The 22,680-nt window shown below is 59.4% G+C and carries 23 protein-coding genes; 13 read left to right on the forward strand and 10 right to left on the reverse strand.

Annotated elements, in window-relative coordinates; all coding sequences use genetic code 11:
- Positions 1-87: 87 nt before the first annotated feature.
- From MOP44_RS15770 to MOP44_RS15785, 4 genes are all read right to left on the reverse strand, one after another.
- Positions 88-606 (reverse strand): YkgB family protein, encoded by a 519-nt coding sequence (locus MOP44_RS15770; RefSeq protein WP_260791052.1) that lies wholly within the window; start codon positions 604-606, stop codon positions 88-90.
- A 17-nt stretch (positions 607-623) separates the two neighbouring features.
- On the reverse strand, positions 624-1,310 hold the full coding sequence (locus MOP44_RS15775) for an RNA polymerase sigma factor (RefSeq protein WP_260791054.1): 687 nt from the start codon (positions 1,308-1,310) through the stop codon (positions 624-626).
- A 99-nt stretch (positions 1,311-1,409) separates the two neighbouring features.
- The gene (locus MOP44_RS15780; protein WP_260791056.1) at positions 1,410-2,888 is read right to left on the reverse strand and encodes a dihydrolipoyl dehydrogenase family protein; all 1,479 of its coding nucleotides are present in this window, start codon (positions 2,886-2,888) and stop codon (positions 1,410-1,412) included.
- 252 nt (positions 2,889-3,140) lie between these two features.
- The gene (locus MOP44_RS15785; RefSeq protein ID WP_260791057.1) at positions 3,141-5,222 is read right to left on the reverse strand and encodes a sigma-54-dependent Fis family transcriptional regulator; all 2,082 of its coding nucleotides are present in this window, start codon (positions 5,220-5,222) and stop codon (positions 3,141-3,143) included.
- Positions 5,223-5,641: 419 nt separating this feature from the next.
- Here MOP44_RS15785 and MOP44_RS15790 point away from each other — a divergent pair, with 419 nt between their 5' ends.
- Positions 5,642-6,244: a CGNR zinc finger domain-containing protein gene (locus MOP44_RS15790; protein WP_260791058.1), complete on the forward strand. Its 603-nt coding sequence runs from the start codon at positions 5,642-5,644 to the stop codon at positions 6,242-6,244.
- Positions 6,245-6,423: 179 nt separating this feature from the next.
- A complete protein-coding gene (locus tag MOP44_RS15795) occupies positions 6,424-7,023 on the forward strand; it encodes a 3-keto-disaccharide hydrolase (RefSeq protein WP_260791059.1) in 600 nt (199 codons plus the stop codon).
- A gap of 9 nt (positions 7,024-7,032) precedes the next feature.
- Here MOP44_RS15795 and MOP44_RS15800 read toward each other — a convergent pair whose 3' ends face one another.
- From MOP44_RS15800 to MOP44_RS15820, 6 genes are all read right to left on the reverse strand, one after another.
- On the reverse strand, positions 7,033-7,713 hold the full coding sequence (locus MOP44_RS15800; protein WP_260791060.1) for a class I SAM-dependent methyltransferase: 681 nt from the start codon (positions 7,711-7,713) through the stop codon (positions 7,033-7,035).
- A gap of 10 nt (positions 7,714-7,723) precedes the next feature.
- Positions 7,724-7,885, reverse strand: coding sequence for a putative RNA methyltransferase (locus MOP44_RS28110; RefSeq protein WP_390905441.1), 162 nt, complete (start codon positions 7,883-7,885; stop codon positions 7,724-7,726).
- A gap of 38 nt (positions 7,886-7,923) precedes the next feature.
- On the reverse strand, positions 7,924-8,346 hold the full coding sequence (locus tag MOP44_RS15805; protein ID WP_260791061.1) for an SRPBCC family protein: 423 nt from the start codon (positions 8,344-8,346) through the stop codon (positions 7,924-7,926).
- A gap of 42 nt (positions 8,347-8,388) precedes the next feature.
- Positions 8,389-8,994 (reverse strand): hypothetical protein, encoded by a 606-nt coding sequence (locus MOP44_RS15810; RefSeq protein WP_260791063.1) that lies wholly within the window; start codon positions 8,992-8,994, stop codon positions 8,389-8,391.
- Positions 8,995-9,050: 56 nt separating this feature from the next.
- On the reverse strand, positions 9,051-10,580 hold the full coding sequence (locus tag MOP44_RS15815; protein WP_260791065.1) for an FAD-dependent oxidoreductase: 1,530 nt from the start codon (positions 10,578-10,580) through the stop codon (positions 9,051-9,053).
- 103 nt (positions 10,581-10,683) lie between these two features.
- On the reverse strand, positions 10,684-11,148 hold the full coding sequence (locus MOP44_RS15820) for a carboxymuconolactone decarboxylase family protein (protein ID WP_260791066.1): 465 nt from the start codon (positions 11,146-11,148) through the stop codon (positions 10,684-10,686).
- Between the two features lie 141 nt (positions 11,149-11,289).
- Here MOP44_RS15820 and pdxR point away from each other — a divergent pair, with 141 nt between their 5' ends.
- From pdxR to MOP44_RS15875, 11 genes are all read left to right on the forward strand, one after another.
- Positions 11,290-12,702, forward strand: coding sequence for a MocR-like pyridoxine biosynthesis transcription factor PdxR (pdxR, locus tag MOP44_RS15825; RefSeq protein ID WP_260791067.1), 1,413 nt, complete (start codon positions 11,290-11,292; stop codon positions 12,700-12,702).
- A 59-nt stretch (positions 12,703-12,761) separates the two neighbouring features.
- Positions 12,762-13,391 carry an HD domain-containing protein gene (locus tag MOP44_RS15830; RefSeq protein ID WP_260791068.1) on the forward strand — a complete coding sequence of 210 codons (630 nt, stop codon included), beginning with the start codon at positions 12,762-12,764 and terminating at the stop codon, positions 13,389-13,391.
- A gap of 106 nt (positions 13,392-13,497) precedes the next feature.
- Complete coding sequence (locus MOP44_RS15835) at positions 13,498-14,025, forward strand: dihydrofolate reductase family protein (protein ID WP_260791069.1); 528 nt, start codon at positions 13,498-13,500, stop codon at positions 14,023-14,025.
- Positions 14,026-14,081: 56 nt separating this feature from the next.
- Positions 14,082-14,681: a hypothetical protein gene (locus MOP44_RS15840; protein WP_260791070.1), complete on the forward strand. Its 600-nt coding sequence runs from the start codon at positions 14,082-14,084 to the stop codon at positions 14,679-14,681.
- Between the two features lie 26 nt (positions 14,682-14,707).
- Positions 14,708-16,222, forward strand: a complete 1,515-nt coding sequence (locus tag MOP44_RS15845) for a UDP-N-acetylmuramoyl-L-alanyl-D-glutamate--2,6-diaminopimelate ligase (RefSeq protein ID WP_260791071.1) — start codon at positions 14,708-14,710, stop codon at positions 16,220-16,222.
- A 25-nt stretch (positions 16,223-16,247) separates the two neighbouring features.
- On the forward strand, positions 16,248-17,654 hold the full coding sequence (locus tag MOP44_RS15850) for a UDP-N-acetylmuramoyl-tripeptide--D-alanyl-D-alanine ligase (RefSeq protein WP_260791072.1): 1,407 nt from the start codon (positions 16,248-16,250) through the stop codon (positions 17,652-17,654).
- Positions 17,655-17,693: 39 nt separating this feature from the next.
- Positions 17,694-18,548, forward strand: a complete 855-nt coding sequence (gene bla, locus MOP44_RS15855) for a subclass B3 metallo-beta-lactamase (RefSeq protein WP_260791074.1) — start codon at positions 17,694-17,696, stop codon at positions 18,546-18,548.
- 120 nt (positions 18,549-18,668) lie between these two features.
- Positions 18,669-19,802, forward strand: a complete 1,134-nt coding sequence (gene mraY, locus MOP44_RS15860; RefSeq protein ID WP_260791076.1) for a phospho-N-acetylmuramoyl-pentapeptide-transferase — start codon at positions 18,669-18,671, stop codon at positions 19,800-19,802.
- Between the two features lie 84 nt (positions 19,803-19,886).
- On the forward strand, positions 19,887-21,266 hold the full coding sequence (gene murD, locus MOP44_RS15865) for a UDP-N-acetylmuramoyl-L-alanine--D-glutamate ligase (RefSeq protein WP_260796664.1): 1,380 nt from the start codon (positions 19,887-19,889) through the stop codon (positions 21,264-21,266).
- The gene (ftsW, locus tag MOP44_RS15870) at positions 21,251-22,345 is read left to right on the forward strand and encodes a putative lipid II flippase FtsW (protein ID WP_260791078.1); all 1,095 of its coding nucleotides are present in this window, start codon (positions 21,251-21,253) and stop codon (positions 22,343-22,345) included. Before murD ends, ftsW begins: the two co-directional genes overlap by 16 nt.
- A gap of 71 nt (positions 22,346-22,416) precedes the next feature.
- Entirely contained in the window at positions 22,417-22,638 is a 222-nt protein-coding gene (locus tag MOP44_RS15875; RefSeq protein WP_260791080.1) for a hypothetical protein, read from the forward strand.
- Positions 22,639-22,680 lie beyond the last annotated feature (42 nt).

Consider the following 22,680-nt stretch of genomic DNA (forward strand, 5'->3'; position numbering starts at 1 on the left):
TGCGGGTCAGGAAATCGGCGAGTTGATGATCACGTGCTTATTGACTGTTGTTTAGTACGTTTGCTCTGCCGAAACACATGGTCCGGCTCAGGCCCCTACGCGTGCGGGTGGATTGCTTCGTGATTGCATCTGTTCATGGACCTCTTTAGCCGCAGCAATGCTCGAGAGATCTTGCTTCAGGAGGTAAAAAGAAACGGCAAGCAGGACAACATCTTTCATTAAGAAAGCGACATTCCCGACCATAGCGGGAAACCCGCCGGCCGATGGAGCCCAGCCATCAGGCATGAACGGGATGATGGTGACGGTGCAAAGAAATGTCACGACGGATCCCAGGGCGCCCAGGACTCCAAGCTTCCGATTCCAGAAGCCGGCTAGTAAGAGGGCTCCGAACAGCCACTCGGAAACGCCGAGGAAATACGCCGACCCCTTGATGCCGAACACCGAGTACATCCAGGAGATCAACGGCCCATGCGTAAAGAACGGAATCAGACCCTGCGCTTCATAGTCGAACCACTTCTGATAACCAAAGAAGAAGTAGATGATGACCATTGAAGCCCGAACGAGATGGAGGTCTGTATCGCCCTGGAAGAGGCGCATCTTTGCCATGCGACTGATGAGCGGGTTCATATTGTCTGTCCTTTCCTTGGTGACGTCGTGCGTTGTTGCCCTTTGCGACTGTTTGGGAATCGGCCTTCAAAGCCACGGCACGAACTGGATAGCTTCAAACGTGCCCGATGAAGTCGCGTTTTGGCCGCGGCCTCGGAGATCTTGAGCGCTCTGCTGATTTCCTTGATCGAGGAGTCGCTTTCCATCCGCATCTGAAGGGGCTTTCGCAGGTGATCGCTTAAGCTTCGGATGGCGCGGAACAACACTATCTGACGCAGGCGCCGTACATAGGCTTCTTCGGGATCCGGTGCTGAGTCTCTGATCTCGATAAGCACGGGCTCCGCTGTGGTGTCGGGCTCCGGATCGAAGAGTACTTCGGGGCGGGACCGCCGCCTACGCAAGATCATCAATGCCGAATTGATTGCGATCCGGGTCAGCCAGGAATACACATCTGATCTGCCTTGGAACGTGTGCAAGGCTAAATGCGCGCGCAAAAACGTGTCCTGGAGAGCGTCTTCCGCGTCGTGCGAATTTCTCGTGATGGCAAAGACGGTTCTATAGAGCCGCCTTGAGTAAATGGTGTGCAGGTCTGCCAATGCTAGATGCGAGCCTCGAAGGTCTTCCGCCGGACGCTCATCCTTATTCACATCCTCGTGTTCGAAAGCGGGAGGGCAGTTGCAGCCTGGATCATGCAGGGGAGTCATTCTTGAATTCCTTCAGTGGGTTTGCGTGGTGGACACCGACACGCCGCCTGACGCATGTCATGCAGCATCAGCGTCGATACAAATGAGTGTCGACTCCGATTACGCGGGAGCAGACGCGTCAGCCGTACGCGCTAGAGGCGTTTCTGCGGAATCGACTGGGTTGGAGGAGAACAGCGGTATCAAGCCCTCAACGAGTGTGGGGTGGGTCAGAACCGCATCGCGCAAGCGTGTGTAGGGCAAGCCGGCGATCATCGCTATCTGCACCGCGGACATGATCTCTGCCGCTCCCACGCCGAACGCCGTGAATCCGAGGATGCGATCGGTTCCAGGTTCGATCAGGGCTTTCAGGAACCCTCGGGTCTCAGACAGCGTGCGAGCCCGCAGGTTTGCCTCCATCGGAATCTTGAACAGGCGGTAAGGGATGCCGCTGGCCTTTGCCTCTTTTTCGTTCAGCCCAATGCGTGCCAATTCAGGATCGGTGAAGAGACAATATGGAACCTGCCGGCCGGAGGTTACATGATCAATTCCGTTGATATTGTCGTGTACAACTCGGAAGTCATCGACGCTGATGTGCGTGAACTGAGGGCTACCCGCGACTTCGCCAATGGCCCAGACATCGGCCGCGGTCGTCTGGAGACGGTTGTTGACTTTGATATAGCCGCGATGGGTAAGCTCGATCCCGGCGTGCTCCAGTCCAAGCCCCTGCGTGTTGGGCGTCCGACCGGCTGCTACCAGGACATGACTGCCCGTTAGTGTTCTTCCGATTCCATTCTGCTCGGTATGTACGGATACCGAACCTCCGGAGGTTCCGGATACATGCCTCACGTGGGTCCCGAGACAGAGTTCGATTCCTTCGTCGATAAACAGGAGGCGAAGAGCATCGGCGATGTCCTCATCCTCCTGAGGCATCAACTGAGGCCGGCGGCCGACCACGGTCACGCGGCTCCCGAAGCGCCGAATGGCTTGCGCCAGCTCAAGGCCGACGTAGCCGCTCCCGATGACAATCAGATGTTCAGGAATTTCGCCGAGCTCGAGTGCCTCGATGTGCGTGAGGGATTTCGATTCAGCCAGGCCGGGAATAGATTCAATTGTCGCCCTGGTGCCTGTGCTAACGATCACGTGGGTGCCGTGCAGTTGACGGGTACTCCCGTCCGGAAGGGTTACCGCTAGCGTTTTCGGAGCGGTGAAGCGTCCCTCACCGAGAATGAATTCGCTGCCGGTCTTGCGATAGTTGTCGAGATAGATGTCATTGAGACCGCGCACCATCGCTCGTTTGCGTTCACGCACGCCGGTCATGTCGATGGTGAATCCGCGGTGGACGATGCCGAATTCTTCGCTACGGCGGAAGAGAGACGCTACGTTCGCGCTGTGGATGATGTTCTTGCTCGGCAGGCACGCAATGTTGGGACAAGAACCGCCAATGTATTTCCGGTCAATGACCGCGACGCGCTTGCCTTCGCCGGCAAACGTCCATGCTGCCAGGGTTGAGCCAGTTCCGCCTCCCAGGATTACCAGATCGAAATGCTCGGTAGTGGGGAATTTGCCGGGATGGTTGGAAGAGATCGTTTCGGTCTGCATGCCCCGGTAATAGTGCAATCGAGTTGCCAGAGCAGACGAACATAAAACGGGCGGCGGCAGATATGGCTTAGCCGCTTGTGATGCTGGATGTTACGTGCGTTCGGGATCTCGTTCACACAGAGGCGAAGCGAGACGGACTGGAGTTCAATCTCTAACAGTGACGGACATCCGTCGCGTGTTCCGTCGTGCTGTCCGTTGGCATGACTGCGCTATACCACTCACGAGGGCAAAATCAGGAGCCAGAGATTCAGGCTACTGTAGCTGCCTCTCCCGGAACCTTTGAGGTGCAGAGGCCGGGCGCGTCATCCGATACTTCCGCATTTTATAAACAAGCGACGTCCGTTTCATTCCCAGGCGCGCCGCGGCGCCATTGCGGCCACCCACCACCCAGTTGCTCGCCTCGAGGACCCGGAGGATATGATCCCGTTCGAGTTCTTCGAGGCCTGTGATGGGGACGTTTGATCCTCGTGGAGCACTGAATGGCTCCAGCTCGGACGTGGGTGCGCGCAGCACGGTGTACGGCGATAGAATCACCGCTCGCTCGATGAAGTTCTGCAACTCCCGAACATTCCCAGGCCAGCGATACCGGATCAGTGATTCCATCGTCTCGGAAGGTATCTCGTCGATTCTTTTGTTCATGCGTCGCGAATACATGAATATGAAATGTTGAACGAGCCGCGGAATGTCCTCGGTCCGCTCGCGAAGCGCCGGCACATGAATGGGAAACACTTTGAGCCGGTAATAGAGGTCTTCGCGAAATGTGCCCTGTTTCACCATGGCGGCCAAGTCTCGATGGGTGGCTGCAATCAACCGGACGTCGACCTTGTGCGTGTAGTTGCTTCCGAGTCTCTCAAACTCCTGCTCTTGCAGCACGCGAAGCAGCTTTGCCTGCAGTTCTAAGGGGATATCGCCGACTTCGTCAAGGAACAGGGTTCCTTTATTGGCGAGTTCAAAGCGTCCGGTTTTCTGCGCAACTGCTCCCGTGAATGCGCCTTTCTCATGACCGAATAATTCGCTCTCCAGAAGTCCGAGCGGAATGGCCGCGCAGTTCAGTTTGACGAAAGCACGTTCGCGCCGGCCGCCGAGGTTGTGAATCGCACGCGCAATGAGTTCCTTACCCGTTCCGGTCTCGCCCATGATGAGTACGCTCGAGCTTGTGGGAGCAACGACCGAGACCAGGTCGAGCGCAGCCTTCAGAGCCGGACTATCACCGACGATTTCTGCGAAGTCGGCGCGAATCTCTTCTTCGAGATAGAGTCTTTGCCTGGTTTCTCTAAGCCGGTCTTCATTCGCCCTCTCGAACTCCAGCGCATTTTCTACAGCAATTGCGACCTGTCCGGCCACTTGCTGAAGAAACGAAAACTCGTCCTCGGTGAAAGCCCTTTCCGAACGGCTGAATGCTCCCAGAACGCCGATCACACCCTGGCGGCCGATCAGAGGCAGCTCGCACCCCGATCTCAGGCCTTCGGCCATTACAGTTTCGAAGCACTGTTGACCTTCCCTGGTGCCGAAGATTTCCGGATCTCTTTTGAAATCCTCGATGCAATGGATGAGTTGATTCTTACCGCAGAGGAACGCTTTGCCGCAGGTCGAGCCCGTGATGGGCACGAGCGCCCCATCGTTGATGGCGCCCCGGCCCTGCGGATTGTATAGAACTCTAAGGCGCAATAGACCGCTCTGTCCGCTGGGCAGCAGCAAGGCGCAGAAATCGCAGCGCGTTACCCTGAGCAGATTGGTCGAGAGCGCCTCCAGCAGATGCCCCAAGTCGAGCTTGGAAGTCATGCTGTTCGTGATGCTGAGAAGCAGGCGGAGCCGATCGCGCTCATGCTTCAGCTTTTGCTCATTCATGTGCCGCTCAATGGCGATGCCGGCGATGTGGCTGGCGTTGTCGATCATCTGAAGGTCGGACTGACCGGGGCTGCGCGCCTCGCGATACAGAATGGCGAATGTTCCGAGGACCCTGCCGTCTTTTGTGAACAACGGGCGCGACCATACAGAGCGGACGCCATAATGCAGAACGCGGTCACGGTAGTCGTCCCAGATTGGATCGATGAGAATATCGCTGACATATACCGGCTCTTTGCGATACACCGCGGTTCCACACGACCCGCCCTTCGGACCGATCAACATGGGCCCTACGTGGCCGTCGAAGCCCGGAAGGCTCGGTGCCGCTGCACAGCGGAGTTGCGTTCCATCTTCATCGGGAAGCCAGATCGTACATAATGTGCCATCACCACGAGACTCAACCCGTTCAGCGATGATGGTCAGCACTTCAGAAAGCGGCGATCCGGCGAGGATCAACTTGAGAATATTCAGTACGATCTCGTTTTCCATGTGACCTTCTTCTGACGCCGCGCCGCGTCACACGCACAAAAGATCCCAGGCGGGTGATAGTCCAACCAGCCTGTGGGCACTTAATTGCAGAGGGAAGTACCCGGGCTGTCGACAATCCGCTGTAGCGGGATTCTCAGACCGAACTGACCGGACTGAAGGCGGAATCGTCTCGATGGTCGCTCGGGGCTGTTCGGCGGGGAAATTCATCTAAGTAATCATTGGCGCTCTGGTGTCGGGCGGTGTCAGAACGCCTCGGAAAAAATCTCTGTTCAGCCCATGCACGCCGAAGGAATTCTACGACGGTTTCCGGCGGCGTCCGGGAAAGGGGGGCAGAACACGGCACTGACAGGGTACACCCGGAGCCATGTAACTTGTCAACCGCAGAAACATAGGTTACATTTGCGCCGAGGTCGAATCCTGTGAAGGCATCGCTGCCAAAGCGACCAGCAGACAGCAGCCCACCGTTTCTGGCGGGTGATGTCGCACTCGATTTCCTCAACACGCGCGTGAGTATCGGTGGAGAAGTCCAGGATTTGCTACAGACGGACGCGGATGTGCTTGGCTGGCTTGAGAAGGCCGGATTCCCCGTCTCGAAGGCTGCAATGCGAAAGGTGCCTCGATCGCTTTTGCAGGACACTAGAGACTTGCGAGAGAATGTGCGCTCGCTTGTAGAGAAACGAAAGGCGGGCCGCTGGGGAGATCCTTCAGTGCTCAATAAGTTTCTCAGGTACGCGCAAAGTCATCCCCAACTTGAATGGAATGATCCGCGACAGCCCGCGCTTGCGCGAATACGGAATCAAGACAGGCCAGGATGCATTCTGGCACCGGTTGCTGAAGCGGCGGCTGTGCTCCTCAGCTCGGCTGATTTCAGCCTCGTGAAGCGGTGCGAGGGCGAGGACTGCCTACTGTGGTTCTCCGATCAGACCAGATCCCACCATCGCCGCTGGTGCAGCACCAGGATATGTGGGAATCGCTACAAGGTGGCTGCCTTTCGGAAGCGTCAGCAGGGTCGCGTCTCCTGAGGAACGGTGGGACATACGAGAGTGAGACGAACTATGATTTCGGCGATCAGAAAAAGGAGCCCAGCGAGAGCATGAACTTACATACCAGAGGCCGTTTCCGCATTCTCAATTCTCGGCGTCTGTCGACTGCGTGTGCTGCTTGTGCAGTTTTCATCTGCGTACTCACCGCCGCTTTTCTTATGGAGGCAGATGCTCAGCGAGCGGGCCAAACGATTCCGGGGGAAGACTGGGTGCAGCTCTTCAATGGCAAGGACCTTTCAGGATGGACACCGGTGGGCGCCGAAAGCTGGAGCGTTGAATCGGACGGCGTGCTCCACGGTAAAGGACTCACCAAAGCCTATGGCTATCTTGAAACCAACAGAGACTACAAGGACTTCCAGTTATCCTTGCGCTTCAAGTGTGTTGGCGATGGAAACAGCGGCGTGTTCTTCCACACTGCTTTCAAGCCGAACTCCGTCGATACCACGCAGGGCATGCAATTTGAGATTGACTGCACGATGATGCATCACACCGCGGGCGTGTATGCGGAAGATGGCCGCGGGTGGGTGGTATGGCCGGCGCCTGAGAATGAAGGCGTGGTTCGCAGAGGGGACTGGAACGACTACTTTCTCGAGGTGGTCGGAAACCGCTACCGCTCGCGCCTGAATGGCGTGCAGATGGTGGACTACACCGATCCGAAGCCGGGCGCTCCCGACGGACGCATTGCTTTGCAGTTGCATGCCGGCGGCGAAGGGAACATGCAATTCAAGGACATCTGGATTCGAGATCTGTCAAAGTAGTGAAACTTGTCATGTATTGCCATGCTTTGCGCGTTCGTAGACGTGAATATTGACCGCGCCCGTCACTTCCATGCGGGGATCTAATCGTGCGATCCTGGCCGGCACAGTGGATGCGTCTATATGTCGGGCCGACGGCCCCATGAGTACCATTGCTTCCACATCGTTGTGCTGCAACTTCATTTTCCATTGGCAGCGTTTCGCATCCAGAAGACGGAAGGATGGATGCAGTGATTTTGAAATACGCCACTCCTTCCTGGGATCGACGGTCAGCATCCCGATTGCATTACGCACTTCCTGCATATGCTGGTCTGCAGGGAAGGCTACGACTAGCCGCCCTTCGCGATGCAACGTGCGAACAAGCTCCGGTACCGGTCTGGGCGCGAAGATGTTCAAGGCTAGATCGACTGATTCCGATTTGAGTGGTAGCTTCTCGATCACATCTGTGACCACGGCATCAAGGCGCACGTGGGCCCTGGCCGCACGCCGCGCAGCAAATTTCGACAAGTCGAGTGCGAGGCCCACGGTGAGAGGCAGGGCCTCCAGAACATGCGCTATGTAATAACCGATTCCGGCACCGGCTTCCATAACGAAGCGGGCATCAGACGCATGCGTCTTGCAAGCTTCGACGATGGTTTCAGCCAGGGGAAGAAAATGGCGCTCGCCCAGGAATTTCTCCCTGGCGGCCACCATCTCTGCGGAATCAGCGAATACGGACGTGAGGCATGTTTGCGACGAGATTCACGTACCCTTGCCGGGCAAAGTCGAACGAGTGGCCAGCCGCGCAGCGTACGCCCGCAACTTGCGACTGCATTTCGCCTCGGCAGAGGGGACAGAGCAGCGTTCGGATCGTCATCAGTTGCATGGAGTCATTTTAAGACAGATTGCTCGAAGTGCCGGCAATTAGATGCCGGACTCACAGCGGTGCTTAAGGCTACGAGCCTCAGTCCTGACGTAGTTCGTTATCAACCTGGAGAACACCTTACCCACGATGTTACCCAGCAGACCGCTGGAGGAGAATGAAAGTTCTACCTCGGTACTCGCTTCGCGCTGCGTGATGCGATGGTCAGCGACCATAGCCGCGCCTGGAAACCGCTGAACCCAGGTGAATCTGCGGTCGGGTACACACTCAGTGACTTGATAAACTGCGGGACGAAGCCTCGGTTGTACGACCCGGTAGCGAGCTCCTACGACCATTCCACTGTTGCCCAGTGGCTTGATCTCGAGAACGGTGGGCGTCCACTCGTGCCAGCGCTCAACGTCAGCAAGAACCTTCCATACGATTGCCGGCTCCGCCGAGGTAACGAAGTTCTCTGCGACTTGCATCTTGCTCCACTCCTTAGCGTGGTGTGTATGATCGGTTGACCATCAACCCGGTGCCGAATGAGACGCTCGGGAGCTTAGTGCCCGGATGCATTGCTCGCGGATGCGCCACAATTCCGGCGTGCTGTATTGGCCAAGCGTGAGGCGCGTAGACCACGCCTCTAGAGCACACTTGTGAAGCCACACCTTGTAGTCAGTGATTTCATCGGGCTCAATGGTCTCCTCCAGCAGGAAGTGCTGGATTGGCTTTCTCCCCTGGGTATGCGGCAAGCCGGTCAAGTCGATTCGCTTGCCACGAAGGCGCAGATAGCAGTGCGCCTCTGGCAGGGAAGAAAGACCGAATGGTTTAAGGACCTCACCCACTCCCGGCGTGTTGTGGCCTGACATTTCGTAGATGCCAACAATCAATTTCATTGAAATGTGCTGCTCGTTCGCGAGCCGCTGCATCAGCGCGTGTTTTGTACTGCACGTGCCGCATTCCTCGTCCAACACTGCGAGCGGACACTCCGGGCGCGCGTTTCTTGCATACGGGAGCGATTGCACCAGGCGCGCCGCCTCTCGCAGATCAGAAATTCTCCACCTGATAAAAGCGCGCGAAATCTCACCTGAGTTTCGAAAAGGAATCGGCTCGACGCTCTTCCATGTGTGCATTTCGACTGGATTGGAGTGTGTCATATTCAAATCCCATCATCTTCGGGAATAGGCGATTACGAGTGAGGTGTACTTTGATGGCCTTGAGAACCCTGGCTCGATGGCGTGCTCGCGCGGGATTGGTCCGTCATCCGCATCAGGAGAGATCGTACTGTTGCGATCGTTCGTTCTCCGGCATCCCGGGCCGTTGAGAATGCGAGGTAACCGTCCGGTCTGGTTAGCTGGACGACCTCTTTTTGCGTTGTCTTGACTTTCAGGATTGGATTGAACTCGCCAGCCAGCGATTCTGCAGAGCTCCACAGATTGGGCGACACATCCTGTGGGAGAAGGAGCACAAATTCCGCCCCGGGAATCTGCCCGCTGCGCATGAAGTCCTCAAACACTCGTTCTCCTTCACCCTCGACGATGGGACTTCCTGCATATGCAATGCCCAGGCCCGACAATCTGTTCACGAATGCATGTTGGAAAGTTGAGAGATGCGAAACAGCCGGGATCAGGGAATCGCGCAGAAATTGTGCGAGGACATTGGGTGTCCCCATGACTTTTGTGAGATGATCCGTTGTCTCGATCACGTCAGTGATAACGGGAAGACGCTCTTCCGAGTAGCTGTCGAGCAGTTGTTCGCTCCCGTCGCCACGCAAAGCCATGTCGAGCTTCCAAACCAGATTCCAGGCATCGTGCAGGCCTGTATTCATTCCCTGGCCGCCGAAGGGGCTATGAATGTGAGCCGCATCGCCGGCGAGGAATACACGGCCCTGGCGGAGCTGTGAGGCATGACGGTGATGAATCCGGAAGTAACTGCTCCAATGGAGCGCGTGAGCCTGAATTTCTCGAGGCGCTCGCTCGGCGAGCACCCGTTGCGCCAGTTCAAGGCTCGGAGCATCGCCTTCAGGATGGTTGATTGTAGCGACGATCCGGCGGCGGGTTGCGCTCATCGGGAAGATCGCTACAGCGCCCTCTGTGCTTGGACACAACTGCATCTCGTTGGCGGGAAGTTCCTGATTGGTTTCGATGTCTGCGAGCATGAATGGCGTGTCGTAATCGCCGCCCTCGAGCGTGATGCCCAGAGACTTGCGCACGCCGCTGCGCGCTCCGTCGCAGCCAACAACAAATGCGGCGCGAATATTCTCGCGGACGCTGTCCCGTTCGACGATGATTGAGACAGCATCAGTCGATTGCTCCAATGAAACGAACGAGGTGTTGTAGTCGACAGCTCCGCCGCCTGTTTTAAGCGCCTCGGCCAGCAGGCTTTCGGTTATATTTTGCGGGACCATCGCGACATACGGATAGGGAGTCTGCTCCGGCTCGAAGCGAATGCGCGCCAACGTGCGATCGTGCGACATGACCGCGACCGAATTGACTCGATTAGCTGCCTCAAGGAACGCGGGGACGAGACCCGCCATGTCAAAGATCTCGAGGGTCCTGGGGAAGATCGCCAGTGCTTTCGAGTGCTCCGACTGGCCCGAGCGGGCTTCGATGATTCTGTAGCGCAGATTGCGACGCGCGCACTCGTTCGCCAAAAAGAGCCCGACCGGTCCAGCGCCTACGATGAGAATGTCGATTTGGTTGGGGGAAGTGTGAGTCATGTTATGAATTCCTGATGCTTGGATGCGGAGCCGCACCGCTCGCAAACGGCTCTGCAGGGTATATACGCGCCAGGGGAGCGGCAGGTTTCGGGTCGCCGAACCTTTAAACGCGCAGAGCCTTTGGATCGTACGCGCCAGGTATTGTCCTGAATCCAACGCAGATGCGATTCCAGCCATTAATGGCAACGATCGCCATGGTCAGGTTCACCAGTTCCAACTCGGAAAAGCGCTGTCGAGTCTCTTCATAGACGTCGTCCGGCGCCCGCGTTTCGCTGATCAGGGTAAGGGCCTCGGCCCATGCAAGGGCGGCTCGTTCGCGGTCGGTGAAAAAGGGCGTTTCCCGCCACGCGTTGAGAGCATAGATTCGCTGTTCGGTTTCGCCATCAGCACGGGCGTCCTTGGTATGCATATCGATACAGAACGCGCAGCCGTTGATTTGGGAAGCGCGGAGCTTGACGAGCTTGAGAAGTCCCGGTTCGAGTCCTGAATTCCTGACGTAGGTTTCAAGTGCAGCCATGGCGCGATAGGCCTGAGGTGCAACTTTATGAATGTCCAGCCGAGAGTGCATCCAATTTCCTCCTCACACGTCCACGTTAAGCGGTCCATGGCTGCCCAAACGAACCATAATTGAGATATGGAGTAGACCACTTTGCCCAAGAGGGAAACATTTCAGGATCTTCCACTGCGACCGCGGAGAGCGGACACGGAGATGTGGCGCTGGCTCCGTGATGAGCTTCGTCATGCAATTCTGAGCGGCCGTCTCAAGCGCGGCACCCGCATGCCTTCAACCCGCGGACTTGCGCAGCAGTATGAGTGCGCGCGCGGAACCATTGTTACGGCATTCGGGCATCTGCTGGATGAAGGCTATCTGGACACACGCAAAGGTGCGGGGACATTTGTTGCGCTCGCGCTTCCGGAGGACCTGATGCCGGGCCCTCGCGCGCGTGTGGCTCCCGCGAAGCGTCCGTCTGTTGCAGGGTTGTCGAAGAGGGGTGAAGCAACAGTGACACAGGTCTCGATTCTGCCTGCTTCGCGTTCTGTCGGCAAGGCGTTTCGCGGTTGGGAGCCGGCGATCGATCTGTTCCCTATCGATCTGTGGGCGCGTCTCACAGCGCGGATTGCACGCCGGGCTCCACGCTCGTTCTACGGGCAAGGTGACGCGCGCGGTCATGCTCCTTTGCGGAAAGCCATCGCAGAATATGTGGGGAGCGCACGTGGCGTAAGCTGCACTCCAGACCACATCGTCATTACGGCCGGCGCTCAGCAGGCGTTTGATCTTTGTGCGCGTCTGCTGCTTGATCCAGGTGATGCGGTGTGCATGGAAGACCCCGGATATCCAGGGGCGGCCTCGGCCTTCAAATCGGCCGGCGCTCGCATTGTTGACATTCCGGTTGATGGCGAGGGGCTGCGCGTCGATCGTCTGTTCACGCACTCGGGCCGTATCAAAGCTCTGTATACGACTCCTTCAAATCAGTTTCCGCTTGGTGTCACGATGGCACTTAACCGGAGGTTACAGTTGTTGCGGTGGGCGCTTGAGCGGGGTGTCTGGATCGTCGAGGACGAATTCGATGCAGAGTATCGCTACTTCGGGCGGCCCGTGCCCGCCTTGAAGAGCCTGGATGAAAGCGGATCGGTGATCTATATCGGAACCTTCACCAAGATGCTGTTTACCTCGCTGCGGCTGGGATTTGTCGTTCTTCCCGATTCTCTCGTAGACGCATTTGCGGCGGCTCGATGCGTTACGGACAGGCATTCGCCTACGTTGCAACAGGCTGTCCTTGCCGAGTTCATTCTCGAAGGACATTTCGGTCATCACATCCGTCACATGCGCCAGGTCTATGCGGAGAGGTGTGAGGTACTGGTTGAGGCCGTAAAAGGCAATCTCTCTGGAAAGCTCGATGTGTCGATGGCCTCGTCGGGTATGCGAACCATCGGTTGGCTGAAAACGAAGGAGAAAGACTCCGTTACGGCTGCGCGTGCGCGCGCCGCAGGATTGGAGGTAATCGGGTTGTCGCAGTTCACGCGGCGAAATTCCCTGCCGGGTGGACTGCTGCTCGGGTTCGGAGGGTGCCCGCCGGGCGAACTGCGTCGAGGCGTCGACGTCCTCGCATCGATTCTCTGACGGCAACATCAAAGCCAAGAGGCATGGCTGCCCGTGGCAGACTGACTGGGGCTGATTGAATGACAGAATTGATTGACCCGAAGTTGTTTTCGGACGACGTGATGATGAAGAAGTTTCGCTTCATCGTTGAGCTCGACAAGCTGAAAATGGTGTTCCGTCGAACTCTGCTTCTCGACAAATCAAGGACAGAAAATGACGCGGAGCATAGCTGGGAAATGGCAACCATGGCCTTGGTCCTTCATTCGTATGCCGAGCCTGGAACGGATCTGCTTCGCGTGCTCAAGATGCTGCTGATTCATGACCTGGTGGAGATCGACGCGGGCGACACTTATGTGTACGACCGGGTCGGGATCCGCGATCAGCCGGAACGCGAGTCTGCGGCGGCCTCGCGCATCTTTGGACTGCTTGAAGATCCGGAAGGCGCGGAACTTCATGCGTTATGGAGAGAATTCGAGGATCGCATCACCCCGGAGGCACGTTTCGCACGCGCCCTCGATCGACTGCAGCCACTGTTTCACAATTACTGCACCGCAGGGCAGGTATGGCGCCAGAACGCTATAAAGGCGTCGCAAGTACGACAGGCGATGCAGGTGATTCGCGAAGGCTCCGCAACGCTTGGACTGTTTGCCGATCGGCTGATCGACGCTTCCGTTGAGGAGGGCTATCTCGCAACGAGCGATGAAGGTTGATGCTGACAGCGAGACCGATGAACCTATTCCGGATCACTTGATGATTCGACCACCTGTCAGCTGACGGCGTCACAGGTGTATGAATGGAGCTATCCTTGATCCGCGTATGCGCAAGCTCGTCTACAGCGTGGCCATGAGCCTGGACGGCTACATCGCCGGCCCCCGCGGCGAGTTCGACTGGATCACGCCCGACCCGGCCATCGACTTCAAAGCGCTCTTCAGCCGCTTCGACACGCTCCTCATGGGCCGCAAGACCTACGACCTGATGCGTACCGGCGGCCAGACAGCCGCAAGCATGGGCATGAAGTCCGTCTACGTGGTCTCCAGCACCCTTGATCCCGCCGCCCACCCCGATGTACAGATCTTCCACGACCGCATCGCCGAAACCGTCGCCGATCTGAAAGGCCAGCCCGGCAAAGACATCTGGCTTTTCGGCGGGGGAGTCCTATTCCGCTCCATGATCGATGCCGGCCTGGTCGACATCGTTGAACTTGCCGTGCTCCCCATCCTCCTTGGCTCCGGCCTTCCCGTCATTCCTGAAGGCCGCCGCACCCATCTTCATCTCGAAGAGTCGAAGCCCCTCCCCAGTGGCACGCTCCTGCTGAAATACTCAGTCTCCGCGGCTGTCGAGTGACCACGGGATGGCTGAAGACCTCTGTGCAAGCATCCAAATGTTCGAGGTAAGTCAGAATGCGTGCAAAGGTCGCGTTCGCGCTCGTGGTCACCAGCTTCTACGCAATTGCAACCGGCTGCAAACCAGCAGTCGATCGGGCACCCTTCAAAGCGGCAATCAACAAGTCGCTTAACGGCAAGCACGAGTGCGTCTGGCCTGATGCCATCAAGCTGCCCGCCGAAATCGACCCTTCCAAAGACGATCGGATCCGCGACTTTACAGCCCTCGCCGACGCCGGCCTGCTCCTGCGCGAAACGGTAGTGAAGGGCCAGGCCCTGGCCGGCACCAAACAGACCGCCAAATTCGACCTCACCGATCAGGGCCACTCCTCCTGGTCACCCGACCCCAATCGGCCCGGTTATGGCAACTTCTGCTTTGGACACTTCAACGTCACAACGATTGACGAGGCCACTCCCAACGCTTCGTCCGATCCGACGCAATACACCGTGAACTACCACTACGAGGTCGAGGGCATCCCCGCGTGGGCTCGCACTCCTGAATCGATGAGGGCCTTCCGCAAGGTCGCTGCGGATACCGCCATTCAGGCATCGACCGCTACGCTGGTCAAAGGCTCTGACGGAGCTTGGGAAGTGCAGCGGGCTCCAACCTCGCCATAGCCGAAGCGCTCCCCGCTCCTACTACAATGAACCTCGACATGCAGTGGAACGATCTCGTCCAGGAAGTCACTCACGTCGGCGCTCAGGGCGACAGCACGCAGCCCATCACCGGCATTGAATACGACTCGCGCCGCGTGCGCGCAGGCTCCGTCTTCGTCGCCATGAAGGGCGGCTCAACCGACGGCAACAAGTTCGCCGAGAAGGCCATCGCCTCCGGCGCCGCCGGCATCCTCACCGACTCCTCCGTCACCTTCGACCACCTCATCGTCTACCACCCCGAGATCCCGATCCTCGAGGTCGAGCATGGCCGCCGCGCGCTGGCGCAAGTCTCTGCCGCATACTTCGGCCATCCCGAGCGAAGCCTCGCCGCCACCGGCATCACCGGCACCAACGGCAAAACCACCACGGCCTTCCTGGTCGAGTCGCTGCTGAACTCCGCTGCACGCACCTCCATCCTCATCGGCACCATCGAGTACCACGTCGCCGGCGAAGTCCGCCCCTCCATTCACACCACGCCCGAGTCGCGTGATGTCTTCGAGCTCCTCGCCGAGGGGGTCTACCGCGGTGCAACCGAGCTCGTTACGGAAGTCTCCAGCCACGCCCTCGATCAGGGCCGCGTCGCCTCTATCCCGTTTGACGTTGCCGTCTTCACCAACCTCACGCGCGATCACCTCGATTACCACCAGACCATGGAGAAGTACTACGCCGCCAAGCGCCTTCTCTTCGATGGAACGGTCTATCCCGCGCCGCGTGTCGCCGTCATCAACGCACACGATGAGCGCGCCCGCCAGCTAGCCGCCGCCGCACGCCGCGCCGGAGCCGAAGTCCGCACCTACGGCATCGGCCAGGGCGACTGGCGCGCCGTCGACCACAAGCTCACTCCCGGCGGCGCGGCCTTCACGCTCGAAACCCCGGCCGGTTCCGCGAAGGTAACATCGCGCCTCGCCGGCGAAGTCAATATTCTGAATCTCCTCGCCGCCGTAGCCGCCGCCCACGCGCGCGGACTGACCTTCGATCAGCTCGTCACCGCGATTCCAACTCTTCAGCCGGTTCCCGGGCGCTTCCAGCCCGTCGATGCAGGCCAGACCTTCACTGTCATCGTTGACTACGCTCACACCGACGATGCGCTGCGCAATCTCACCGGCCTCGCGCGCCAGATGCTTGGCGGCTCCGATGGCCGCGTCATCACAGTCTTTGGCTGCGGCGGCGACCGCGATCGCACCAAGCGCCCCAAAATGGGCGCAGCCGCGGGGGAGGGAAGCGACATCGTGATCGCTACCAGCGACAACCCGCGCTCTGAAGACCCGCTCGGCATCCTCGCTGAAATCGAGCCCGCGCTCAGAGCCACCGGAAAGCCCTATATCGTCGAGCCTGACCGCGCTGCAGCCATTCACCTTGCCGTGAGCAAAGCCAAGCCGCACGACATCGTCCTCATCGCCGGCAAGGGCCACGAGAAGGAGCAGATCCTCGCCGACCGCACCATCCCCTTCGACGACGCCGAAGTTGCCCGCGCGGCTCTCGCGGAACTCGGTCAGCACTGAGCCCAATGGGATAGGCTTAGACACGATGAAGCTCACTCTCGCAGAAGCAGCGATGGGCGCCGGCGCGGTGCTCGATGCTCCCAATGTGCCGAACGCAGGCAGCGTCCTCCTGCAGGGCTATTCCATTGATTCGCGCACTATTGCTCCTGGAGAGCTCTTCTTCGCCGTGAAAGGCGAGCGCTTTGATGGTCACGATTTCATCACTGCCGCAGTCGAACGTGGCGCTGCTGCCGCTGTCGTGTCGCGAGCCCGCGCTGCATCTCTGTCCGACTTGACCCTTGCCGTTCCATTGCTCCTCGCCGACGACCCGCTCACCGCGCTGCAATCGCTTGGCACGCACGTGCGCCGCCGGTGGGGCAAGCGCGTCATCGCCGTCACCGGCTCGGCCGGCAAAACTACCACCAAAGACGCCATCGCCGCCGCTCTCGGCGCGAAGTTTAACGTCCTCAAGTCGAAGGGCAATCTCAACAACAACTACGGCCTTCCGCTCCAACTGCTGCGCATCGAGCCCGAACACGAGTGCGCTGTGGTCGAAATGGGCATGAACCATGCCGGCGAGATCGCCGCGCTCGCTCGGATCGCCAGCCCCGATTGGGGCGTGGTCACCAACGTCGGCATGGCCCACGCGGAAAACTTCGCAGATGGCCAGTCCGGGATCGCGCGCGCCAAGTTCGAACTCGTCGAGTCTCTCCAGGCCTCCGGCGTCGCTTTCCTCAACTGCGACGATCCCTACGTCTCGCAGTTCGGCCGCGACTTCGCCGGGCGCGCTGTCTACTTCGGCCGCGGCCCCTGCGCCGATCCGCAGATCATCGACGTGGCAGAAGACGAGCACGGCCTCAACATCCGCTATCGCGCTGGAGACGACGAGCACACGCTCGCCCTAAAGCTCGTCGGTGCACACAACGCCATCAATGCTATGGCTGCGCTCGCCGTCGCACGCGAGGCCGGAGTGGAAATCGAATCCGCCGCCGCAGCGCTCACCGCGCTCACTCCCGGCGATAAGCGCGGCGAAACCATCGCGCTGGCAGGCGCCACTATCCTCAACGATGCCTACAACTCCAACCCTGAGGCACTGCGCTCCATGATCCGCACCCTCGCCGTGCGGCCTGCGCAGCGCCGCATCCTCATTGCAGGCGAGATGCTCGAACTCGGCGAACACGCGCCGCGCCTTCATGCCGAATGCGGCAAAGCCGCGGCCGAAGCCGGCATCGATCTCGTAGTCGGCGTTCGCGGCAACGCGAACCACATCGCCGCCGCGTCCTGCATGGCCGGCGTGCCCTCGCTGTTTCTGCCTGACGCCGAGACGGCAGGCCACTGGCTTGCCGAGAACCTCCGGCCCGGTGACGTGGTCCTCATCAAGGGCTCCCGCGGCGTCCGCCTGGAACAAGCTATTGAAACGGCGAAGCAGATGCTCGCGCAATCGGGACGCTGACTCACCAGGAACCTTAAAACCTTACCCCGAGCAGGAAACATGCGCCTCAAACTCGTCATCCTCGCCCTTCTCCTCCTCACGCCTCTTGCCCGCGCCGTCGATCCAACCTGGACCCACGCCTTCCCGCCCTTCCGCATCGCCGGCAATCTCTACTACGTCGGCAGCGAAGAACTCGCCGCCTTCCTCATCACAACGCCGCAGGGCAACATCCTCGTCAACAGCAATCTCACCTCCTCGCCCGCGCAGCTCCGCCACAGCGTCGAAAAGCTCGGCTTTCGCTGGTCTGATACGAAGGTCCTTCTCATCAGCCACGCGCACTCCGATCACGCGGCCGGCAGCGCCGCCATCCTTCAGCAGACGCACGCGAAGTATGAGGTCATGGACGGCGACATCCCAGCCATCGAATCCGGCGGCCGCAGCGACTTCGCGCTCGGCAAGCAGAAGCAGTACCAGTACCCGGCCGCGCACGCCGATCGCATCCTCCACGACGGCGATACCGTTTCGCTCGGCGGCACAGTTCTCACCGCGCACAAAACTGCCGGTCATACGAAAGGCTGCACCACCTGGACCATGGACGTCACGGAGGCCGGCAAGACGCTCCATGTCGTCATCATCGGAAGTCCCAACGTACTCTCAAGCTACAAGCTGATCAACAACAAGGCTTACCCGCAGATCGCCGACGACTTCCGCCACCAGTTCGAACTCCTACGCGCCCTGCCCTGCGACATCTTCCTGGGCGCGCACGCGTCCTACTTCGACCTGAAACAGAAGTACACCCGCCTCCAATCCGGCGACAAGAATGCCTTTATCGACCCCGCCGGCTACAAGGCCTTTGTCGCCGAAAAGCAGCGCGACTTCGAGTCGGCGCTCGAAAAGCAAACCCGAAAGAATTGAGAAGGTTCCGGTTCTGGTACCTTTGGCGGCGAAGCCGCAGCCGTCGGCACTGCAGGTGCTTGTAAAATCAAGCCTGAACTCCGCCTAAGACCAACCGGGCCAATTGGCTCTGGAGGCTACTTGCTCTACTGGCTCCTATATCAAAAGCTCTATCCGTTCTTTCATCCGTTCCGTATATTCCGTTTTCTTACGTTCCGTACGGCCTTTGCCTCCGGCACCGCGCTCCTCATCGCCCTGCTGATCGGCCCCTACGTTATCCAGAAACTCCAGGAATTCCAGATCGGCCAATACATCCGCGAAGAGGGACCCAAGTCCCACCAGAAGAAGTCGGGCACGCCCACCATGGGCGGAGTCCTCATCGCCATCGCCGTCCTGTTACCCACGATCCTCTGGTCCGACCCCGCCAACCCGTTCGTCTGGATCGCCGTTTTTTCCACTCTTGCCTTTGGAGCTGTCGGCTTTGCGGACGACTACATCAAGGTCGTTAAGCGCCGCAACCTCGGCCTCACCGGCCGCGCCAAGCTTCTCGGCCAGGGAATCGCCGCCATCTGCGTCGCCGTCGCTCTCATCGTGCTGCAGCAGTTCAAGATGTTCTCGACCTCGCTCACCGTGCCATTCGCCAAGAGCCTTCGGCCCGACCTGCTCTGGCACTGGCCCATGCACATCCACTACATCGGATTCCTCGCCTTCCTCCCCTTCGTCATCTGGGTCGTATTCGTGCTCATGGGATCCACAAACGCCGTCAACCTCACCGACGGCCTCGACGGCCTCGCCATCGGCTGCACCATCATTGCTGCCGCCGCACTCGCCGTTCTCACTTACGTCAGCGGCCACGTTGTCTTCGCCGACTACCTTGAACTCCAGCGCATGCCCCTGGTCGGCGAGCTGACAGTCTTCTGCGGCTCCATGGTCGGCGCTTCCATCGGATTCCTCTGGTACAACGCCCATCCGGCTGAAGTCTTCATGGGCGATGTCGGCTCGCTCGCACTCGGCGGGGCCATAGGCACGGTCGCCATCATCATTCGGCAGGAACTGCTGCTCCCGTTCATCGGGGGCATCTTCGTGATTGAGGCCGTCTCGGTAATGCTGCAGGTTGGCAGCTACAAGTTGCGCAAAAAGCGTATCTTCAAGATGGCGCCTCTGCACCACCATTTCGAGCAGCTCGGCTGGAGCGAATCCAAGGTCATTGCCCGTTTTTGGATTCTGGCCCTGGTGTTTGCACTGTTTGCACTCACCACATTGAAATTGCGCTAACGCCCGCGACCTCGCAGCCGGCTCCGGTGCACAATAATTACGCGCGGGCTGCAGCGGTTTCACTTCTCAGGATCGAAAGCCATGATGGATCTAAAAGGGAAAAAGGTTCTCGTCGTAGGTCTCGGCAAGTCCGGCCTGGCAGCCGCCCTCTTCCTGCGCCGCCGCGGAGCCCAGGTCACCGTATCCGATGTCCGCAGCGCCGAAGCGCTCGCCCGCGAAATTCCCGCCCTCATTCAAGAGGGAATCGCCGTTGAAGCTGGCGGCCACGGCCTTCTTACCTTCCGCCGACAGGACCTCATCGTCGTCAGCCCCGGCGTGCCCGTCGACACGCCCGAGCTCGTTCAGGTCCGCAGCTTCGGCCTCCCCGTTATCGGCGAGCTTGAACTCGCCGCCCGCTTCCTGCAGGGCAAAGTCCTAGCCATCACCGGCTCCAACGGCAAGACCACCACAACCACTCTCGCCGGCGAGATCCTCAAGGAGTCCGGACTTCCCACTCTCGTAGGCGGCAACATCGGCGTCCCCGTCGTGGCTCTCATCGACGACAGCAAGCCCGAAGGCTGGTCGGTCCTCGAGGTCTCCAGCTTTCAGCTTGAGACCACCAACGAGTTCCATCCCGCCATCGCCGTGATCCTCAACATCACACCTGACCACCTCGACCGCCACGGCACCTTCGAGAACTACGCGTTGGCCAAGGAGCGCATCTTTGCCCGCCAGACCGCCGACGACTTCCTCGTCCTGAATGCCGACAACCCGCGCGCCGCGGAAGCCGCCAGCCGCGCCCCATCGAAGGTCTACTGGTTCTCCGCTCACCACTCCGTCCCGCAGGGCGCATGGGTCGAGAACGGTCAAGTCGTCTTCCTCGTCTCTGAAGGCGGTCAGCCCGAGCCCATCCTGGCCGTCGATGCCATCCCGCTCAAGGGCTTGCACAACGTCGAAAACACCCTCGCCGCAGTCTGCGCCGCACGCCTCGCCGGCTGCCCGGCCGCCTCTGTCCGCAGCGCGGTTGAGAAATTCAAAGCCGTCGAGCATCGTCTCGAATTTGTTTCCACCATCAACGGCGTGGATTTCTACAACGACTCCAAGGCCACCAACGTCGACGCCACCGAGAAGGCCATCGCCGCATTTCCGGGCGGGATTCACCTCATCCTTGGCGGCAAAGACAAGAACTCTGACTACACCGCCCTCGCGCCGCTCCTTCGCGAGCGTGTCCGCGCCGTTTACACGATCGGCTCCGCTGCCCAAAAAATCGAGTCGCACCTGCGCGGCGTAGTTCCCCTTCACTCCTGCCAGACTCTCGACAACGCCGTAAAGTCCGCTGCCAACGCCGCGCGGCCCGGCGACATCGTGCTGCTGGCTCCCGCCTGCTCCAGCTTCGACCAGTTCGAAAGCTACGAGCATCGCGGACGCGTCTTCAAAGAGCTCGTTCATGAAGCTCAGGGTTTCAACATATGCCAGCACGCGTAGGCGTCGATAAGTGGATCTTTTTCACCACCCTGCTGCTCGTCTCGGTAGGGTTGGCGATGGTCTTCTCCGCCTCCGCCGTCGTCTCGCAGGAGAAGTACCACTCGCCCTACATTGACGTACTGCGTCAGGCGCTGTGGGCGCTGGCCGGCGTGTTGTCCATGATTGTGTTGATGCGCGTCGACTACACGCGCTACAACTCGCCTAAGTTTATCTACCCGGCCCTCTCCATCACCACGCTGCTCTTGGTCCTGGTGTTCTTCTTCAAGAACTCTCACGCTACCCATCGCTGGATCCGCTTCGGCGGCTTCTTCACGTTCCAGCCGTCGGAGCTCTCGAAGCCCGTCCTCATCCTTTTCCTCGCGTGGTTTCTCTCTACCCGTCTCGACAGGATGCGCGACTGGAAAAACACCATCCTTCGCGGCGTCTTCATGCCCATCGTCTTCGTGCTCCTCGTCGTCAAGGAGCCCGATCTCGGCACCGCCCTCGTCCTCTTTGGCGTCACGGCGCTCATGCTCGTTCTTGCCGGCATGGAGTGGAAGTACCTCCTCATCGGCTTCGGCGCCGCCCTGCCGCCGCTGCTCGCGCTGCTCTTCCTCGTCTCCTGGCGAGCGCAACGCATGTGGGTCTTCCTCCATCCGGATTCCGACCCCAAGGGCGCGGGCTTCCACATCAACCAGTCGCTCATCGCGGTCGGCGCAGGCGGTTTTACCGGCCGTGGCTTCATGGAAGGCATGCAGAAGCTCTTCTACCTCCCTGAGGCCTCCACCGATTTCATCTTCGCCAATATCGCCGAAGAACTCGGTTTCATCGGTGCGATGGTCATTGTCGTCCTCTTCGGAATTTTCGCCGTCCGCGGCCTGCGCGTGGCGTTCAAATCGCAGGACCCCTTCGCCCGGCTCACCGCTTTCGGGCTGACGGTGGCGATCCTGCTTCAAGCGTTCTTCAACATCAGCGTCGTCCTCTCGCTGGTTCCGACAAAGGGTATCCCGCTCCCGCTGATCTCCAGCGGAGGCACCAGCCTCTTCGTCACGCTATCCGGCATTGGCATCCTCCTCAACATCTCCCGCAAGGTGGATTGAGCCACCGCATTCGCTAAACTGGTGTTACGCTCAAACCGTCGCGAATTTGCCTGAGAGAAAGGGGCAGGGAATTGAACGAATTCGGCCCCGCCGTCGTACTCGGACTCATCTTCGGATTCATGTGGGGCATCGGCTGCTCGCTCGCCATCATGTACTCCATCTTCCTCGGCGGCTACCGCAAAGCCATCAAGGAATCTCTGGCCAGCCCTCAGCCGCCCCGCTACGTCAAAGCTTTCGAGAAGATCCAGGCCAAGCGCGCCCGCAAATCCGCCGAACCCCACGCGACCTCGTGACCTCGCTTCCAAAGAAAATGGCGTGGCCATAAAGCCACGCCA

The organism is Occallatibacter riparius, assembly GCF_025264625.1.
Taxonomy (GTDB): Bacteria; Acidobacteriota; Terriglobia; order Terriglobales; family Acidobacteriaceae; genus Telmatobacter; species Telmatobacter riparius.

What these genes read in the sequence shown, in the direction of transcription:
- MOP44_RS15770 (WP_260791052.1), bottom strand. Translation starts at nt 606, where the DNA reads ATGGCAAAGATGCGCCTCTTCCAGGGCGATACAGACCTCCATCTCGTT.
- MOP44_RS15775 (WP_260791054.1), bottom strand. Translation starts at nt 1,310, where the DNA reads ATGACTCCCCTGCATGATCCAGGCTGCAACTGCCCTCCCGCTTTCGAA.
- MOP44_RS15780 (WP_260791056.1), bottom strand. Translation starts at nt 2,888, where the DNA reads ATGCAGACCGAAACGATCTCTTCCAACCATCCCGGCAAATTCCCCACT.
- MOP44_RS15785 (WP_260791057.1), bottom strand. Translation starts at nt 5,222, where the DNA reads ATGGAAAACGAGATCGTACTGAATATTCTCAAGTTGATCCTCGCCGGA.
- MOP44_RS15795 (WP_260791059.1), top strand. Translation starts at nt 6,424, where the DNA reads ATGGAGGCAGATGCTCAGCGAGCGGGCCAAACGATTCCGGGGGAAGAC.
- MOP44_RS15800 (WP_260791060.1), bottom strand. Translation starts at nt 7,713, where the DNA reads ATGGTGGCCGCCAGGGAGAAATTCCTGGGCGAGCGCCATTTTCTTCCC.
- MOP44_RS28110 (WP_390905441.1), bottom strand. Translation starts at nt 7,885, where the DNA reads ATGCAACTGATGACGATCCGAACGCTGCTCTGTCCCCTCTGCCGAGGC.
- MOP44_RS15805 (WP_260791061.1), bottom strand. Translation starts at nt 8,346, where the DNA reads ATGCAAGTCGCAGAGAACTTCGTTACCTCGGCGGAGCCGGCAATCGTA.
- MOP44_RS15810 (WP_260791063.1), bottom strand. Translation starts at nt 8,994, where the DNA reads ATGCACACATGGAAGAGCGTCGAGCCGATTCCTTTTCGAAACTCAGGT.
- MOP44_RS15815 (WP_260791065.1), bottom strand. Translation starts at nt 10,580, where the DNA reads ATGACTCACACTTCCCCCAACCAAATCGACATTCTCATCGTAGGCGCT.
- MOP44_RS15820 (WP_260791066.1), bottom strand. Translation starts at nt 11,148, where the DNA reads ATGCACTCTCGGCTGGACATTCATAAAGTTGCACCTCAGGCCTATCGC.
- pdxR (WP_260791067.1), top strand. Translation starts at nt 11,290, where the DNA reads ATGTGGCGCTGGCTCCGTGATGAGCTTCGTCATGCAATTCTGAGCGGC.
- MOP44_RS15830 (WP_260791068.1), top strand. Translation starts at nt 12,762, where the DNA reads ATGACAGAATTGATTGACCCGAAGTTGTTTTCGGACGACGTGATGATG.
- MOP44_RS15835 (WP_260791069.1), top strand. Translation starts at nt 13,498, where the DNA reads ATGCGCAAGCTCGTCTACAGCGTGGCCATGAGCCTGGACGGCTACATC.
- MOP44_RS15840 (WP_260791070.1), top strand. Translation starts at nt 14,082, where the DNA reads ATGCGTGCAAAGGTCGCGTTCGCGCTCGTGGTCACCAGCTTCTACGCA.
- MOP44_RS15845 (WP_260791071.1), top strand. Translation starts at nt 14,708, where the DNA reads ATGAACCTCGACATGCAGTGGAACGATCTCGTCCAGGAAGTCACTCAC.
- MOP44_RS15850 (WP_260791072.1), top strand. Translation starts at nt 16,248, where the DNA reads ATGAAGCTCACTCTCGCAGAAGCAGCGATGGGCGCCGGCGCGGTGCTC.
- bla (WP_260791074.1), top strand. Translation starts at nt 17,694, where the DNA reads ATGCGCCTCAAACTCGTCATCCTCGCCCTTCTCCTCCTCACGCCTCTT.
- murD (WP_260796664.1), top strand. Translation starts at nt 19,887, where the DNA reads ATGGATCTAAAAGGGAAAAAGGTTCTCGTCGTAGGTCTCGGCAAGTCC.
- ftsW (WP_260791078.1), top strand. Translation starts at nt 21,251, where the DNA reads ATGCCAGCACGCGTAGGCGTCGATAAGTGGATCTTTTTCACCACCCTG.